This window comes from Streptomyces sp. NPDC000410, assembly GCF_040300305.1.
GTDB lineage: Bacteria > Actinomycetota > Actinomycetes > Streptomycetales > Streptomycetaceae > Streptomyces.
On sequence record NZ_JBEPDM010000011.1, the window covers coordinates 25,291 to 40,572 of the forward strand.

Below are 15,282 nucleotides of genomic sequence, written 5' to 3' on the forward strand. Positions count from 1 at the left end.
CAGGAACAGGGCAGGCACAGGGCAGGCACAGGAACAGGAACCGTCGGCCGTCGCAGGGCGGTCGCGGCGGTACCGGCGCGGTTCTAACGTGGGAGATGTCACGACAAAGCGGCCGGTGACAAAGCGGCCGGTACTGCCTGCCCGGTCCCCTGGGAGGGCTCATGACCCGCATCTCGGTGACGGTGAACGGCGCACACGGCGAGGACGTCCGCCGCACCCCCGGAACGATCTTGGCGGCGCGGCGAGATGCGTGACATCCTGCCCGCGCTGAGCCGCTGGTACGCGGGCGGCAAGCCCTTCGCGCTCGCCACCGTCGTCGCCGTCAGCCAGAGCGCCCCGCGCGGCCCCGGCGCCGCCATGGCGGTCGGGCCGGACGACGAGGTCGTCGGCAGTGTGTCCGGCGGCTGTGTGGAGGCCGCGGTGTTCGAGCTCGCCAAGGAGGTGCTCGCCGACGGGGAGGCGCGCCTCGAAACCTTCGGGTACAGCGACGAGGACGCCTTCGCGGTCGGGCTGACCTGCGGGGGCTCGATCACCCTGCTCGTACGGGACGTGTCGCCCCGCACCGATCCGTCCTTCGGCGCGGTCGCCGGTGCGGTGGCCGCGCACCGCCCGGTGACCGTGGCGACGGTGACCGACGGCCCGGCCCGGCGCGGCGCCGCGCTCGCCGTGTGGCCGGACGCGGTGGGCGGCTCACTCGGATCGGAGGGGCTGGACACGGCCGTCACCGCCGACGCGCGCGGCGAACTCGCGCAGGGCGTCACCATGCTCCGCCACTACGGGCCGGACGGCGGGCGCCGCGAGGACGCCGTCACCGTCTTCCTGCACTCGTTCGCGCCGCCGCCCCGGATGCTCGTCTTCGGCGCGATCGACTACGCCGCCGCCGTCGCCCGGATCGGCGCGTTCCTCGGCTACCGGGTCACGGTGTGCGACGCACGGCCCGTGTTCGCCACGCCCAGGCGCTTCCCCGAGGGCGTCGAGGTCGTGGTCGACTGGCCGCACCGCTATCTGCGCGACACGGAGACCGACGCGCGCACGGTGATCTGCGTACTGACCCACGACCCGAAGTTCGACGTCCCGCTGCTGGAGGAGGCGCTGCGCCGCCCCGCCGCGTACATCGGCGCCATGGGCAGCCGCCGAACGCACGACGACCGGGCGAAACGGCTGCGCGAGGCCGGGCTCGGCACACCGGAACTCACGCGGCTGCGCTCGCCCGTGGGCCTCGACCTCGGGGCCCGTACCCCGGAGGAGGTGGCCGTCTCCGTCGCCGCGGAGATCGTCGCCCTGCGCTGGGGCGGCAGCGGCGCGCCGCTGACGGACATCGCCGGTGCGATCCACCACTCCTGAGCCTTCCCCGGGCTTCCCCCCGAGGCCCCCTGGTCGCGCTGTGAGACGGCGATGTTGCGATCGTTGACCGGACGGCATACTGACCCTCCCTGAGTGATCACCAATGACTCGTCCAGGAGGAGCCCATGGCCAACCAGTTCAAGCGGATCTTCGAGGTCGACCCGTCCCACCTGGGGCAGGCCCAGGACATCGCGGACACCATCCAGCAGGCGATCGACCCGGCCTCCCCGGACTTCGACTTCGCCCGCATACGGCAGGCTGCCGGCGCGCTCCCGGACGCCTCGCTCGTCAAGTTCGTCCCCGGTTTCGGTCTTCAGGAGACGACGCCGGTGAGCGTGCTCGCCCACTCGCTCACGGAGTCCCTGCGCCAGGCCCTGTCACGTCCGTTCGCCAACGAAGCCTTCTGGCGGAAGGCCGAAGAGGCCCTCACCGACGCCTTCGTGAACCTCGGTGCGCAGGAGGGCTCGTCCCACCTCGCCTTCCACGCGGAGAGCGCGGACAGCACGAGTTACTTCTACGACCTGCTGTTCGCGCTCCAGGACGACGAGACCGAGGACTCCGTCTGGGCCGTCGTCTTCTGCCTCGACGTGACCCTCGCGCTCGACGGGGCGGCGACCCGGTCCCTGACCCCCGAGGACAGGGCCACGTACGCGATCCGGCTCAACGCCATCACCGTGCGGCAGGATCTGCGCAGCGTCGCGGCCTGAGCGATCCGGCAGCTATTCGCTTGTGGCCCGTCGCCAGTCCGGGCAGGCTGACGCGATGTGACGGATTCCCACACCTTGCCCCGCCAGGACAGTTCGGCCGATGACCCGTCGGAGCCCACAGCGAAGCCGGAGGCGGCGGCCAACCCGCCCGCCGGCCCGGCGGCCTGGCGCGTGCTGCTCGGCTACGTACGCCCGTACAAACGCTGGCTGTTCCTCGGCGCGCTGCTGAGCCTGGCCACCGGAGCGACCGGCCTCATCCTGCCGCTCGCCGCCAAGCGCCTCGTCGACAACCTCGGCGACGACCTCCCGGTGACCGGCCCGCTGCTGGCGATGACCGGCCTCGTGCTCGCCAACGCCGCGATCGGGGCGGTCGGCGCGTACGTCCTGCGGCGCACCGCCGAGTCCGTCGTGCTCACCGCCCGGCAACGACTCGTCTCCCATCTGCTGCGGCTGCGCGTCTCCGCCGTGGACCACGCCGAACCAGGCGACCTGATGTCGCGGGTGACGTCCGACACCACCCTGCTGCGGTCCGTCACCACCGACTCGCTCGTCGGCGCGGTCACCGGAGCGCTCACCCTGATCGCGACCGTGGTCATGATGGGCGTGCTCGACGCGGTGCTGCTCCTCGTCGCCCTCGGCGTGCTCGTCTTCGCCGGAGCCGTGATCGGCGTGCTGGTCCCCCGTATCAACAAGGCCAGCAAGCGTGCCCAGGAGTCGGTGGGGCTGATGGGCGCGGCACTGGAACGGATGCTCGGGGCGCTGCGCACCGTGAAGGCGGCCGGCGCCGAGCACCGCGAGGAGATACGTATCCACGACGCGGCCAAGGAGTCCTGGCGGGCGAGCGTACGCGCCGCCAAGTGGGAGGCGCTCGCCGGGAACACCGCGGGGCTCGCCTCCCAGATCGCCTTCCTCACGGTCCTCGCCGTCGGCGGCGCCCGGGTGGCGTCGGGCGCGATCGACATCGGCACGCTCATCGCGTTCCTGATGTACGTCTTCTATCTGATGCCGCCGATCAGCCAACTCGTGGGCGCGGTCACCGACTACCAGGTGGGCGCGGCCGCCGTGGCCCGTATCCAGGAGGCCGAGCGGCTGCCCACCGAACCGCACCGCCCGGCGGCCGAGCTGCCCGAGCCCGGCGCGACGCCCGCCTCACTCGCCTTCGACGAGGTCCACTTCCGTTACGCCCCCGATCTGCCGGAGATCCATCGAGGGGTCGGCTTCACGATTCCGCCGCGCGGTATGACAGCTTTCGTCGGCCCCTCCGGCGCGGGCAAGACCACGGTCTTCTCCCTCATCGAGCGGTTCTACGAGCCGACGGGCGGCAGCGTCCTCCTCGACGGGCGCGACGTACGGGACTGGGACATCCAGCAGTTGCGCGCCGCCATCGGTTACGTCGAGCAGGACGCGCCGGTCCTGTCCGGCTCCCTGCGGGACAACCTGCTGCTCGGCGCCCCCGACGCCACGGAGGAGGAGCTGCGCGAGGTCCTGGGCACGACGCGGCTCGACGGGCTCGTCGCGCGCCTGCCGAACGGCCTGGAGACCCTGGTCGGTCACCGCGGCACCAAACTCTCCGGCGGTGAACGCCAGCGTGTCGCGATCGCCCGTGCGCTGCTGCGCCGCCCGCGCCTGCTGCTTCTGGACGAGGCCACCTCGCAGCTGGACGCCGTGAACGAGGCGGCTCTGCGCGACACCGTCGCGGCGGCGGCCGAGAGCACGACGGTGCTCGTGGTCGCCCACCGGCTGTCCACGGTGACGATGGCCGACCGGATCGTGGTCATGGACGCGGGTACGGTGCGGGCCGTGGGCACGCACGCCGAACTGACCACCGCCGACGCGCTGTACGCGGAGCTGGCGGCCACGCAGTTCCTGACGGCCGAGGACTGACGGCCGACGACTGACGGCGGTGGACTGATGGCCGACGATCGACGGCCGTGGACTGACTGCGCGGCAACCGATCGTCGGCTGCTGACGGCGGCCGGCTGACGCTCGGCTGCCGGTGGCGCCGAGGTCAGACGAGCGGGCGCGAAGTCCGGCCGGAGTCCTCGTCGATCTCGCCGTGTGCCTTGGTGAGCAGTTTCATGGCCAGTTCGTTGAGTGCTCTGGCCCCCGCGATCTCCTCGCCGACCCTCGGCTGGTTGGAGTCGGAGGGGTGGCGGCTCGCGTATCCGTGAGCCCGTACCTCGGATCCGTCGGGCAGCCGTACGAGGGCGGCCGCGCGGGTGCGATGGGTGTCCTCCTGGAATTCCAGCTCGACATGCCATCCGACAGCGGTCTTCAACATAGGGGTTCACCTCCGAACGACAGTACGAGCGTGCGCCCGGCCCCGGGCGCACGCAAGTCGTCAGTGCCCCGTGCCGTGATCGGGCTTCTGTTCCACGGGGTGCTCCACGTGCTGTGCGGGGGAGTCGGCGACGGGGCCGACCGCCTGGCCCACTCCGTAGGTGACGGCGAACGTCGCGGCGAGCGCGACGGCGAACGCGGTGATCCTGGCTGCGGTATTCATGCTGCCCACTATACCCCCCCAGGGTATTTAGCCAAGCCTGCGAAATGCTTGCCATGGATACGGGGAGGGGGTATACATGACGTCGTTGGATACCCCCTGCGGGTATATGCTGGTGCAGACACCGTTCCGAGGAGCAGCAACGATGACCACGACGACTTCCGGCGCCGCCCGTGTCGAGCTCGCCATCGGGGGCATGACCTGCGCCTCGTGCGCGGCCCGCATCGAGAAGAAGCTCAACCGCATGGACGGCGTCGAGGCCACCGTCAACTACGCCACCGAGAAGGCGCGGGTCACCTTCGGTGACGGTCTCGACGTGGCGGACCTCATCGCCACCGTGGAGAAGACCGGGTACACGGCCGAGCCGCTCGGGGCCGCGACGACCGAGGCCATCGAGGCTACTGGGGTCGCTGGGGTCGCTGGGATCGATGCCGGGGAGGCGGCCGACACCGCTTCGCCGCCGCCCCCGCCGCCCCGCGGCTCCGCGGATCCACGCGCCGCCGCCGAAGCCGCGCGTGAGGCGCGGGCCGCCGCCGAGCTCGCCGCGCTCCGCGGCCGGGTGCTGGTGTCGGCCGGGCTCGCGCTGCCCGTCGTACTGATGGCGATGATCCCCGCCCTCCAGTTCACCAACTGGCAGTGGCTCTCGCTGACCCTCGCCGCCCCCGTCGTCGTCTGGGGCGCCCTCCCCTTCCACCGGGCCGCCTGGACCAACGCCCGGCACGGCGCGGCCACTATGGACACCCTGATCTCGGTCGGCACGACGGCCGCGTTCCTGTGGTCGCTGTGGGCGCTGTTCTTCGGGACCGCCGGCACGCCGGGTATGACCCACCCCTTCGAGCTGAGCATCGGCCGCAGCGACGGCGCGGGCAACATCTACCTGGAGGCCGCGGCCGGAGTCACCGCGTTCATCCTGGCCGGCCGGTACTTCGAGGCCCGCTCCAAGCGGAAGGCGGGCGCCGCCCTCAAGGCGCTGCTGGAGCTGGGCGCCAAGGAAGTGACCGTGCTGCGGGACGGCCGCGAGGTCCTCATCCCCACAGCCGAACTGGCGGTGGGCGACCGCTTCCTGGTCCGCCCCGGCGAGAAGATCGCAACCGACGGCACCGTCGTCGAAGGATCGTCGGCCGTCGACGCCTCCATGCTCACGGGTGAGTCCGTGCCGGTGGAGGTCGGCACCGGCGACTCCGTCACCGGTGCCACGCTGAACGCGGGCGGCCGCCTGGTCGTCGAGGCCACCCGGGTCGGTGCCGACACCCAACTGGCCAGGATGGCCAAGCTGGTGGAGGACGCGCAGAACGGCAAGGCCGCGGCGCAGCGGCTCGCGGACCGCATCTCCGCGGTCTTCGTCCCGGTCGTGATCGCGCTCGCGATCGGCACGCTCGGCTTCTGGCTGGGCAGCGGCGAGGGGCTGACCGCGGCGTTCACCGCCGCCGTCGCCGTACTGATCATCGCCTGCCCGTGCGCCCTGGGCCTGGCCACCCCCACCGCCCTCATGGTCGGCACGGGACGCGGCGCCCAGCTCGGCATCCTCATCAAGGGCCCCGAGGTGCTGGAGACCACGCGCAAGATCGACACCATCGTCCTCGACAAGACCGGCACCGTCACCACGGGCCGGATGACCCTCCTGGCCGTCCACACCGCCGAAGGCGAGGACGAGCGGCAGGTCCTGCGGCTGGCCGGCGCCCTGGAGCACGCCTCCGAGCACCCCATCGCCCAGGCCGTCGCCACCGGCGCCGCGTCCAGGGCGGGTACGCTCCCCACCCCCGAGGACTTCGCCAACGTCCCCGGACTCGGCGTCCAGGGCGTCGTCGAGGGCCACGCCGTCCTCGTCGGCCGCGAGAAGCTGCTCGGCGAGTGGGCGATCGACCTTCCGGTGGACCTCGAGCGGGCCAAGTCCGAGGCCGAGGCGGCCGGGCGTACCGCCATCGCGGTCGCCTGGGACGGCGCGGCGCGGGCGGTCCTGGAGGTCGCCGACGCCATCAAGGAGACCAGCCCCGAGGCGATCCGCCGACTGCGCGCACTCGGCCTCACTCCGATCCTGCTCACCGGCGACAACCAGGCCGTCGCGGAGTCGGTGGCCCGTGAGGTGGGCATCGACGAGGTCATCGCCGAGGTCATGCCCCAGGACAAGGTCGACGTGGTCAAGCGCCTCCAGGCGGAGGGCCGCAGCGTCGCCATGGTCGGCGACGGCGTCAACGACGCGGCGGCACTCGCCCAGGCCGACCTGGGCCTGGCGATGGGCACGGGCACGGACGCCGCGATCGAGGCCGGCGACCTGACGCTGGTACGCGGTGACCTGCGGGCGGCCGCCGACGCGATCCGGCTGGCGCGCAAGACCCTGGGCACGATCAAGTCGAACCTGTTCTGGGCCTTCGCGTACAACGTGGCCGCGCTGCCGCTGGCCGCGGCCGGACTGCTGAACCCGATGATCGCGGGGGCGGCGATGGCGTTCTCGTCGGTCTTCGTGGTCGGCAACAGCCTGCGCCTGCGGGGCTTCCGGGCGGCGGCCGAGTAGGGCCTGACCGGCCGGACCGGTTCGGTACGGCAGCGCATGCGAGACGATGAGGCCGTGGTCCTGAGGACCGCGGCCTCATCGTTCGCGGCGAAGGAGCGCCGCCACGGGACTCATCACGCGGGGTGCTCACAGGCAGGCGATCGACGCGATCGCGTTCGGGGCCGTGTCCCGCGTGGTGAGGCGGGGTGGCCACTGTTGTGCCGTCCAACTGCGTCCGGGCCCTGAGGCCCACCGCCCACCGTGTCCAGGCGCCTCAAGCACATGGCTCCAGACATGACAGCAGCCCCGGGGGCGTCCGATCAGGACTCCGGAGTGCCGGCGCCGCTATCCCCCGTCGGTGGTTTCGGTGGCCTTGGGACAGGTCACCTTGGCGAACTTCGAGGTCACGGTGTACGTGTCGTTGGGATACCACGAGAACTCGAAGTAGCCACCCGTGGTCGTCGTGGTGGTGGTCACCGTCTCGCCCTTCGAGTTCTTCAGCGTGACCGTCTCGACCTCGGGGAACCCGCGTCCGGATATTCCGTAGTTCTGCCCCGGCCCCTTGGTGAGTTTGCAGGTGATCGCGGCCTCCTCGTCCGAGACGAACCTCAGACAGGCCGCTCGCCCGGACGCCGCGTAGACGCGGTAGTTGTCATTGGGCATTCCGGTGACCTCGAAGAAGCCGTCGCTGATCGCCTTGGTCACGCGTATCTTCTTGCTCGTCACACCCCGGACGGTGACCGTCTCACCCGCCTTGAAGCCGGTGCCCGACACCCCGTAAAGACCACCAGGCCCTTCTGTGACCATGCATGTGGCACTGGGAACAACCGCCCCGGCCTCCCCGGCCGTCGACATGGTGACGGCGGTCCACCCACTCAACGCCACGGCAGTCGCCACCGCTGCGGACACGACCCTCTTCCTCATCGCCTTCTCCTTCGCGGAGCACATATCGGTCGCAGCCATGCTGGCGCAGAGGGCGCAACGGGAGCGTGACGCGAGCGTGACGCGGAAGGCGGCGCCTGTCGAGAAGGCCGCGGGCGCAGGGCTTCGCCGAGCCTGTCCGGCATGCCTTGTTCCGGCGTACGCGGGTCGGCTCCGTCGCTGTCCTAGTCCAGCCCCGACGCCTTGAAGACCTCGCGCGCGGTCTCGCGGTCGACCCGCTCCGCCAGCTGCCGCAGCGCCGTCGCCCCGCACAACAGCGTCCCCCGCGCGAGAGCGGACCGCGCGTTCTCGGAGACCACGTGCCACAGCGCCGGGTTGGCGACGAACACCCGGGGGTCGACCTCGACCCGGGCGCCGGCCGCGTCGCGCAGGACCAGGCGCTGGGCGACGCCGCTCGACCAGCGGGCCGAGACCAGGCGGTCCGTGCGGACCACACTCCGGCGCAGCAGGCCCTGGGAGGCGAGCCAGCCCTCGCCCGCGGAGACCCGCGGCGGGATCAGGACGACGAGGAACAGGGCGGCGAGAGCCGTCCACAGCAGGGCGCGGGCCCAGTTCAGACACGTGGCTCCGGCGTCGACCACCAGGAGCAGGCCGAGGAGCAGCGCGGCGCAGCAGAGCGCGTCACGGGCCTCCCGGGGCCAGGTGGTGTCGTGGGCGGTGGGGGCCATCGCGAACGGTGGCACGGATCGCGCGATACGTCGTCCCATGGCGGCGACGGTAGACACAGAGGACGTGCCCACGGCCCGACTTGACGGACCGCTGACGAGTGCCTGACGGGATCCGGCGCTCGGCATTAAGAAGACGTGAAGACCCGGGCGATCTGCGACAAGAACGCGCCAGAAGCGTGCGCTGCCGTCCGGAAACGACCCCACGCTGAGCGGACCTGAACAAAAGGAGCCCCACCCTATGTCCGCCCTGGCCACCGAGACCCCCGCTGAGACCGGCGTCGAGGAACCCCCGGATACCCACGCGCGCCACAAGCTCACGCCGTCACCGGCCTCGCCGCGCTCTCGCTCGACGCGATGGCGTCCGTGGCGTACGGACCGGAGGCGATCGTCCTCGTCCTGGCCGCGGCCGGCGCGCACGGGCTCGGCTTCACCCTCCCCGTCACGCTCGCGATCGCCGCGCTGCTGGCCGTGCTGGTCGCCTCGTACCGGCAGGTCATCGCCGCCTTCCCGGACGGCGGCGGCAGCTACGCGGTCGCCAAGGCACACCTCGGCCGCCGCACCAGCCTGGTCGCCGCCGCCTCGCTCGTCCTGGACTACGTCCTCAACGTGGCCGTCGCGGTCACCGCCGGTGTCGCCGCGCTCACCTCCGCCTTCCCCGAGCTCTACGACGACCGCCTCACGCTCTGCCTCGTCGTCCTCGTCCTGATCACGGGCGTCAATCTGCGCGGCATCGTCGACTCGGCGCGCGCGTTCATCGTGCCGACGGTCGTGTTCATCGGCTCGATCCTGGTACTGATCGCGGTCGGCCTCTTCCGCGACGGGCCGGTCTCCACCGAGGCCGCCGCCGGGCAAGCCTCCGTACTCGCCGACAACGCGACCACCATCGGCGCGCTGCTCCTGCTCAAGGCGTTCGCCTCGGGCTGTTCGGCCCTGACCGGCGTCGAGGCCATCGCCAACGCCGTCCCCTCCTTCCGGGCCCCCGCCGCCCGCCGAGCCCAGCACGCCGAGATCGCGCTGGGTGCCCTGCTCGGCGTGATGCTGATCGGCCTGTCCGTGCTGATCTCCCGCTTCGGGCTCCAGCCGGTGGAGGGTGTCACCGTCCTCGCCCAGCTCGCCGACGCGTCCGTCGGCCACAACTGGGCCTTCTACGTCATCCAGTTCGCGACGATGACGCTGCTCGCGCTCTCCGCCAACACCTCGTTCGGCGGGCTGCCGGTGCTGCTGAAGCTGCTGGCCCGCGACAACTACCTGCCGCACGTCTTCGGGCTGAAGGCCGACCGCCAGGTCCACCGGCACGGCGTACTCGCCCTGGCTCTCGTGTCCGCCGCGCTGCTGGTGTTCTCCGGCGGCGACACCAACACCCTGGTGCCGCTCTTCGCGATCGGTGTCTTCGTCGGCTTCACCATCGCTCAGACCGGCATGGTCCTGCACTGGCGCAAGGCGCGCGGTCCGCGCTGGGCGGCCAAGGCCGTGCTCAACGGGCTGGGCGCGCTCCTCACCGGGGTCAGCGCGGTCGTCGTCACCGCCACCAAGTTCCACGACGGCGCCTGGCTGATCGTCGTCGCGCTGCCCCTGCTCGTCGCCGTCTTCGAGGTGGTGCACAGCGCGTACGGCCGGATCGGCGCGCGCCTCGGCCTCGGCCGTATCCCCGAACCCCCGCACCGCGAACGGTCCGTCGTGATCGTCCCCGTCTCCTCCCTGACCCGGCTCACCAGCGAGGGCCTCAGCGCCGCCGTGTCGCTCGGCGACGAGGTGCGGGCCGTCACGGTCTGCCACCCGGACCCGGAGGACCGTGAGCGGACCGAGGCGCTGGAGCGCGACTGGGCGCTGTGGAACCCGGGCGTCCCGCTGGTCCGGGTCACATCGGACCGGCGCGATCTGGGCCGCCCGGTGGCCGGGTACGTACGGGACCTGGAGGGGTCCGAACCCGGTGTACGGATCACCGTGCTGATCCCCGAGGTCGAGCCGGCGCACCTGTGGCAGCGCGTCCTGCAGAACCAGCGCGGCGCGGTCGTCGCACACGCGGTGCGCCGCGACACGGACGCGGCGATCTGCCGGCTGCGGTTCCGGCTGTGACGCCGGATGACGATCTCGGTCGCCGGATCGCACCGGCGGGCTACATGGGAGGCCCCTGGTGGGCGTAGAGCGGGAGCAGCGTGGTGTCGCACATGCCCGGGCGGACCGAGACGGCACTCGGCGGTGCGGTCGTGCACGAGCACGGTGAGGTCGGTCGCCGCCACGGGCCTCGGTCTGGGCCCGGTCCAGGTCGGTGCCGTACGCCAGTGGCGTAGCCGCAGCGCGACCGTGTCCGTACGGGCCCGGCGCAGGGGCGCCCCCGCGCCGGCGGGCTGCGTACGGACGTACCGGGGCCATCGGCGCGCCGGCCCGTCCGCTGGTGACCGGAAACCGCCCTCTCCGACGGCCGGGCGGCATCCTCCGGGCGTATCCCGGGGCGCCGCACCCCGATCCCCGCCTGGCATTTCCCGTCCCGGACGGCGGACGCGTAAGAGTCGCGTCAAGGGCGTGTCAGTGGCCGTAAGGGCACCGTCAACGGCGCGCTGATCCCCCCGATCCGGAGGTTTCCTCTTCAGGTCAGATTCGTTCCGAGCCTCACCAAGGAGCACACGATGGCCGACGTGGCCTTCGTCGTCACCACGATCGCGGTCTTCGCGCTGGTGGCTCTCATCGCCAAGGGGGTGGCAAAGCTGTGACTGCCGAGAACATCGTCGGCCTGATCGTGGCCGCCGCCCTGCTGGGCTACCTCGTCCTCGCCCTCGTCAAGCCGGAGAGGTTCTGAGTCGATGAGCCCCGTTCTTGCCGGTGTGCTCCAGCTGCTCGCGCTGATCGCCGCGCTCGCACTGGCGTACCGTCCGCTGGGCGACTACATGGCCCGCGTCTACTCCTCCACCAAGCACCTCCGCGTGGAGAAGTGGATCTACAAGGCCATAGGCGCCAATCCGAACGCAGAGATGCGCTGGCCCGCCTACCTGCGCGGTGTCCTCGCCTTCTCCGTGGCCGGCGTCCTCTTCCTCTACCTGCTGCAGCGCGTCCAGGGCAGCTTGCCCGGCTCGCTCGGCTTCCAGGCCATCGACCCGGACCAGGCGTTCAACACCGCCGCGTCCTTCGTGGCGAACACCAACTGGCAGTCGTACTACGGCGAGCAGGCCATGGGCCACGTCGTGCAGACCGGCGGCCTCGCGGTGCAGAACTTCGTCTCCGCCGCCGTGGGCATCGCCGTCGCGGTCGCGCTCGTCCGCGGTTTCGCCCGGTCCCGCACCGGTGAGCTGGGCAACTTCTGGGCCGACCTGGTCCGCGGCGTCGTCCGCATCCTGCTCCCGATCTCCGTGATCGGAGCGGTCCTGCTGGTCGCGATGGGCGCCATCCAGAACTTCTCCGGCATCCACGAGGTCGGCCAGTTCATGGGGGGCTCGCAGCAGTGGAACGGCGGCGCCGTCGCCTCCCAGGAGGTCATCAAGGAGCTGGGCACCAACGGTGGCGGTTACTTCAACGCCAACTCGGCCCACCCCTTCGAGAACCCGAACCCGCTCTCGAACCTCTTCGAGATCTTCCTCATCCTGCTGATCCCGTTCGCGCTGACCCGCACCTTCGGCAGGATGGTCGGCTCGGTCAAGCAGGGCTACGCGATCCTGGCCGCGATGGGCCTCATCTGGGTCGGCTTCACCGCCCTGATGATGTGGACCGAGTTCCACCACGGTGGCCCCGCGTTCGATCTCGCGGGCGGCGCCATGGAGGGCAAGGAGACCCGGTTCGGCATCGGCGGCTCGTCGATCTTCGCCGTGGCCACGACCCTGACCTCGACCGGCGCGGTCAACTCCTTCCACTCCTCGTTCACCGGCTTCGGCGGCGGCATCACCATGCTCGGCATGCAGCTGGGCGAGATCGCCCCCGGCGGTGTCGGATCCGGCCTCTACGGCATGCTGATCATGGCCGTCATCGCGGTGTTCATCGCGGGCCTGATGGTCGGCCGTACGCCCGAGTACCTGGGCAAGAAGATCGGCACCCGCGAGATCAAGCTCGCGGCGCTCTACATCCTCGTCACCCCGGCGCTGGTGCTCTGCTTCACCGCCGCGGCGATGGCCCTGCCGACCCCGCCCGAGTCGATGACCAACTCCGGTGCGCACGGCTTCTCCGAGGTCCTGTACGCCTACACCTCCGGTGCCAACAACAACGGCTCCGCGTTCGCCGGCCTCAACGCCGACACGGAGTGGTTCAACACCACGATCGGTCTGGCCATGCTGCTCGGCCGCTTCCTCCCGATGGTGTTCGTCCTGGCGCTCGCGGGCTCGCTCGCCGAGCAGAAGCCGGTCCCCGCCACCGCGGGCACGCTGCAGACCCACAAGCCGCTCTTCACGGGCCTGCTGGTCGGCACGATCCTGATCATCACCGGTCTGACCTACTTCCCGGCCCTGGCGCTGGGTCCGCTCGCCGAGGGGCTGGCGTCATGACGACCGACACGAAGAAGCAAGAGGAGCCCGGCTCCATGACACCCAATCCGACGTCCGCGCCGACCCGGGCGCCGCACAGCGATGTGCCGACCGGCCACAAGCCCGACGCGGGCCGCGTCGGAGCGGGTCTGTTCGACCCCAAGCAGCTGGTCAAGTCCTTCCCGGACGCGATCCGCAAGCTCGACCCCCGGGTGATGGTCAAGTCCCCCGTGATGTTCGTGGTCCTGATCGGCTCCGTGCTGACCACGGTCTTCGCGATCACGAACCCGACCGACTGGTTCGGCTGGGCCATCACCGCCTGGCTCTGGCTCACCACGATCTTCGCCAACCTGGCGGAGGCCGTGGCCGAGGGCCGCGGCAAGGCGCAGGCGGACACCCTGCGCAAGGCCAAGACCGACACCGTGGCGCGCCGCCTGTCCAAGGACGGCACGTCCGAGGAGCAGGTGCCGGGCACCGACCTGCGCATCGGCGACCTGGTCGTCTGTGAGGCCGGCGACATCATCCCCGGCGACGGTGACGTCGTCGAGGGCGTGGCCTCGGTGGACGAGTCCGCCATCACCGGCGAGTCCGCTCCGGTCATCCGCGAGTCGGGCGGCGACCGCTCGGCCGTCACCGGCGGTACGAAGGTGCTGTCCGACCGGATCGTCATCAAGATCACGACGAAGCCGGGCGAGACCTTCATCGACCGGATGATCAACCTGGTCGAGGGCGCCGCGCGCCAGAAGACGCCCAACGAGATCGCGCTGAACATCCTGCTCGCCTCGCTGACGATCGTCTTCCTGCTCGCGGTCGTGACCCTGCAGCCGTTCGCGACGTACGCGAAAGCGCCGCAGACGATGATCGTTCTCGTCGCGCTGCTGGTCTGCCTGATCCCCACCACGATCGGCGCGCTGCTCTCCGCGATCGGCATCGCCGGTATGGACCGCCTCGTCCAGCGCAACGTGCTGGCGATGTCGGGCCGCGCGGTCGAGGCCGCCGGTGACGTGTCGACGCTGCTGCTCGACAAGACCGGCACGATCACCCTCGGCAACCGCCAGGCCGCCGAGTTCGTCCCGGTCGGCGGCGCCACCGCCGCCGAGCTCGCCGACGCCGCGCAGCTCTCGTCGCTCGCCGACGAGACGCCGGAAGGCCGCTCGGTCGTCGTGCTCGCCAAGGAGAAGTACGGCCTGCGCGAGCGCCACCAGGGCGAGCTGGAGCACGCCACCTGGGTTCCGTTCACCGCCCAGACCCGAATGTCGGGTGTGGACGTCGACGGGCACAAGGTCCGCAAGGGCGCCACGGCCTCGGTCATCGCCTGGGTCCAGGAGCGCGGCGGCACCGTCGCCGACGACGCCGACCAGGTCGCGAACCGCATTTCGGAGCAGGGCGGCACGCCGCTGCTCGTCGCGGCCGAGGACGGCGACAAGGGCGCCCGGATCCTGGGTGTCATCCACCTCAAGGACGTCGTCAAGGACGGCATGCGCGAGCGGTTCGACGAGCTGCGCCGCATGGGCATCAAGACCGTCATGATCACGGGTGACAACCCGCTGACCGCCAGGGCGATCGCGGAGGAGGCGGGCGTGGACGACTTCCTCGCCGAGGCCACCCCCGAGGACAAGATGGCGCTCATCAAGCGGGAGCAGGCCGGCGGCAAGCTCGTCGCGATGACGGGTGACGGTACGAACGACGCCCCGGCTCTCGCCCAGGCGGACGTGGGTGTGGCGATGAACACCGGTACCTCGGCCGCCAAGGAGGCCGGGAACATGGTGGACCTCGACTCCAACCCGACCAAGCTCATCGAGATCGTCGAGATCGGCAAGCAGCTGCTCATCACGCGCGGCGCGCTGACGACCTTCTCGATCGCCAATGACGTGGCGAAGTACTTCGCGATCATCCCCGCGATGTTCGCGGTGGTGTACCCGGGCCTGGACAAGCTGAACATCATGCAGTTGTCCTCGCCCGAGTCCGCGATCCTGTCCGCGGTCATCTTCAACGCGCTGATCATCGTCGCGCTGGTGCCGCTCGCGCTCAAGGGCGTGCGCTACCGGCCGACCAGCGCGGACAAGATGCTCCGCCGCAACCTCGGGATCTACGGCCTCGGCGGCCTGATCGCCCCGTTCATCGGCATCAAGATCATCGACCTGCTCATCTCCCTCATCCCCGGGCTGCGTTAACCAGAAAGCGT

The 15,282-nt window shown here is 71.0% G+C and carries 11 protein-coding genes and 1 pseudogene; 8 read left to right on the forward strand and 4 right to left on the reverse strand.

What is annotated here, in order from left to right; genetic code table 11:
• Positions 1-246 precede the first annotated feature (246 nt).
• The 3 genes from ABT342_RS14960 to ABT342_RS14970 all read left to right on the forward strand — a co-directional run bounded on the left by ABT342_RS14960 (position 247) and on the right by ABT342_RS14970 (position 3,935).
• A complete protein-coding gene (locus ABT342_RS14960) occupies positions 247-1,344 on the forward strand; it encodes an XdhC family protein (protein ID WP_351572496.1) in 1,098 nt (365 codons plus the stop codon).
• Between the two features lie 125 nt (positions 1,345-1,469).
• Positions 1,470-2,051 carry a Type-2Aa cytolytic delta-endotoxin gene (locus ABT342_RS14965; RefSeq protein ID WP_351572498.1) on the forward strand — a complete coding sequence of 194 codons (582 nt, stop codon included), beginning with the start codon at positions 1,470-1,472 and terminating at the stop codon, positions 2,049-2,051.
• 171 nt (positions 2,052-2,222) lie between these two features.
• Positions 2,223-3,935: an ABC transporter ATP-binding protein gene (locus ABT342_RS14970; RefSeq protein ID WP_351572820.1), complete on the forward strand. Its 1,713-nt coding sequence runs from the start codon at positions 2,223-2,225 to the stop codon at positions 3,933-3,935.
• A gap of 124 nt (positions 3,936-4,059) precedes the next feature.
• On the opposite strand, the gene ABT342_RS14975 is transcribed toward ABT342_RS14970, so the two are convergent.
• Positions 4,060-4,332, reverse strand: a complete 273-nt coding sequence (locus ABT342_RS14975) for a DUF1876 domain-containing protein (protein ID WP_351572501.1) — start codon at positions 4,330-4,332, stop codon at positions 4,060-4,062.
• Positions 4,333-4,392: 60 nt separating this feature from the next.
• Positions 4,393-4,554: a hypothetical protein gene (locus ABT342_RS14980; protein ID WP_351572504.1), complete on the reverse strand. Its 162-nt coding sequence runs from the start codon at positions 4,552-4,554 to the stop codon at positions 4,393-4,395.
• A gap of 142 nt (positions 4,555-4,696) precedes the next feature.
• Between ABT342_RS14980 and ABT342_RS14985 the strand changes: the two genes are divergently transcribed.
• Positions 4,697-7,063, forward strand: coding sequence for a heavy metal translocating P-type ATPase (locus ABT342_RS14985; RefSeq protein ID WP_351572507.1), 2,367 nt, complete (start codon positions 4,697-4,699; stop codon positions 7,061-7,063).
• Between the two features lie 324 nt (positions 7,064-7,387).
• Here the strand turns inward: ABT342_RS14985 and ABT342_RS14990 are convergent, their stop codons facing one another.
• Positions 7,388-7,966: a hypothetical protein gene (locus ABT342_RS14990; protein ID WP_351572509.1), complete on the reverse strand. Its 579-nt coding sequence runs from the start codon at positions 7,964-7,966 to the stop codon at positions 7,388-7,390.
• A gap of 182 nt (positions 7,967-8,148) precedes the next feature.
• Entirely contained in the window at positions 8,149-8,691 is a 543-nt protein-coding gene (locus tag ABT342_RS14995; protein WP_351572512.1) for a hypothetical protein, read from the reverse strand.
• A 199-nt stretch (positions 8,692-8,890) separates the two neighbouring features.
• Between ABT342_RS14995 and ABT342_RS15000 the strand changes: the two are divergent.
• From ABT342_RS15000 to kdpB, 4 genes and pseudogenes are all read left to right on the forward strand, one after another.
• Positions 8,891-10,728, forward strand: a pseudogene (locus ABT342_RS15000) (APC family permease).
• 631 nt (positions 10,729-11,359) lie between these two features.
• A complete protein-coding gene (gene kdpF / locus ABT342_RS15005; protein WP_290353327.1) occupies positions 11,360-11,449 on the forward strand; it encodes a K(+)-transporting ATPase subunit F in 90 nt (29 codons plus the stop codon).
• A 4-nt stretch (positions 11,450-11,453) separates the two neighbouring features.
• Positions 11,454-13,118 (forward strand): potassium-transporting ATPase subunit KdpA, encoded by a 1,665-nt coding sequence (gene kdpA / locus ABT342_RS15010; RefSeq protein WP_351572515.1) that lies wholly within the window; start codon positions 11,454-11,456, stop codon positions 13,116-13,118.
• Positions 13,115-15,271 (forward strand): potassium-transporting ATPase subunit KdpB, encoded by a 2,157-nt coding sequence (gene kdpB / locus ABT342_RS15015; protein ID WP_351572518.1) that lies wholly within the window; start codon positions 13,115-13,117, stop codon positions 15,269-15,271. The genes kdpA and kdpB overlap by 4 nt, the downstream gene beginning before the upstream one ends.
• The last annotated feature ends 11 nt before the right edge of the window (positions 15,272-15,282 follow it).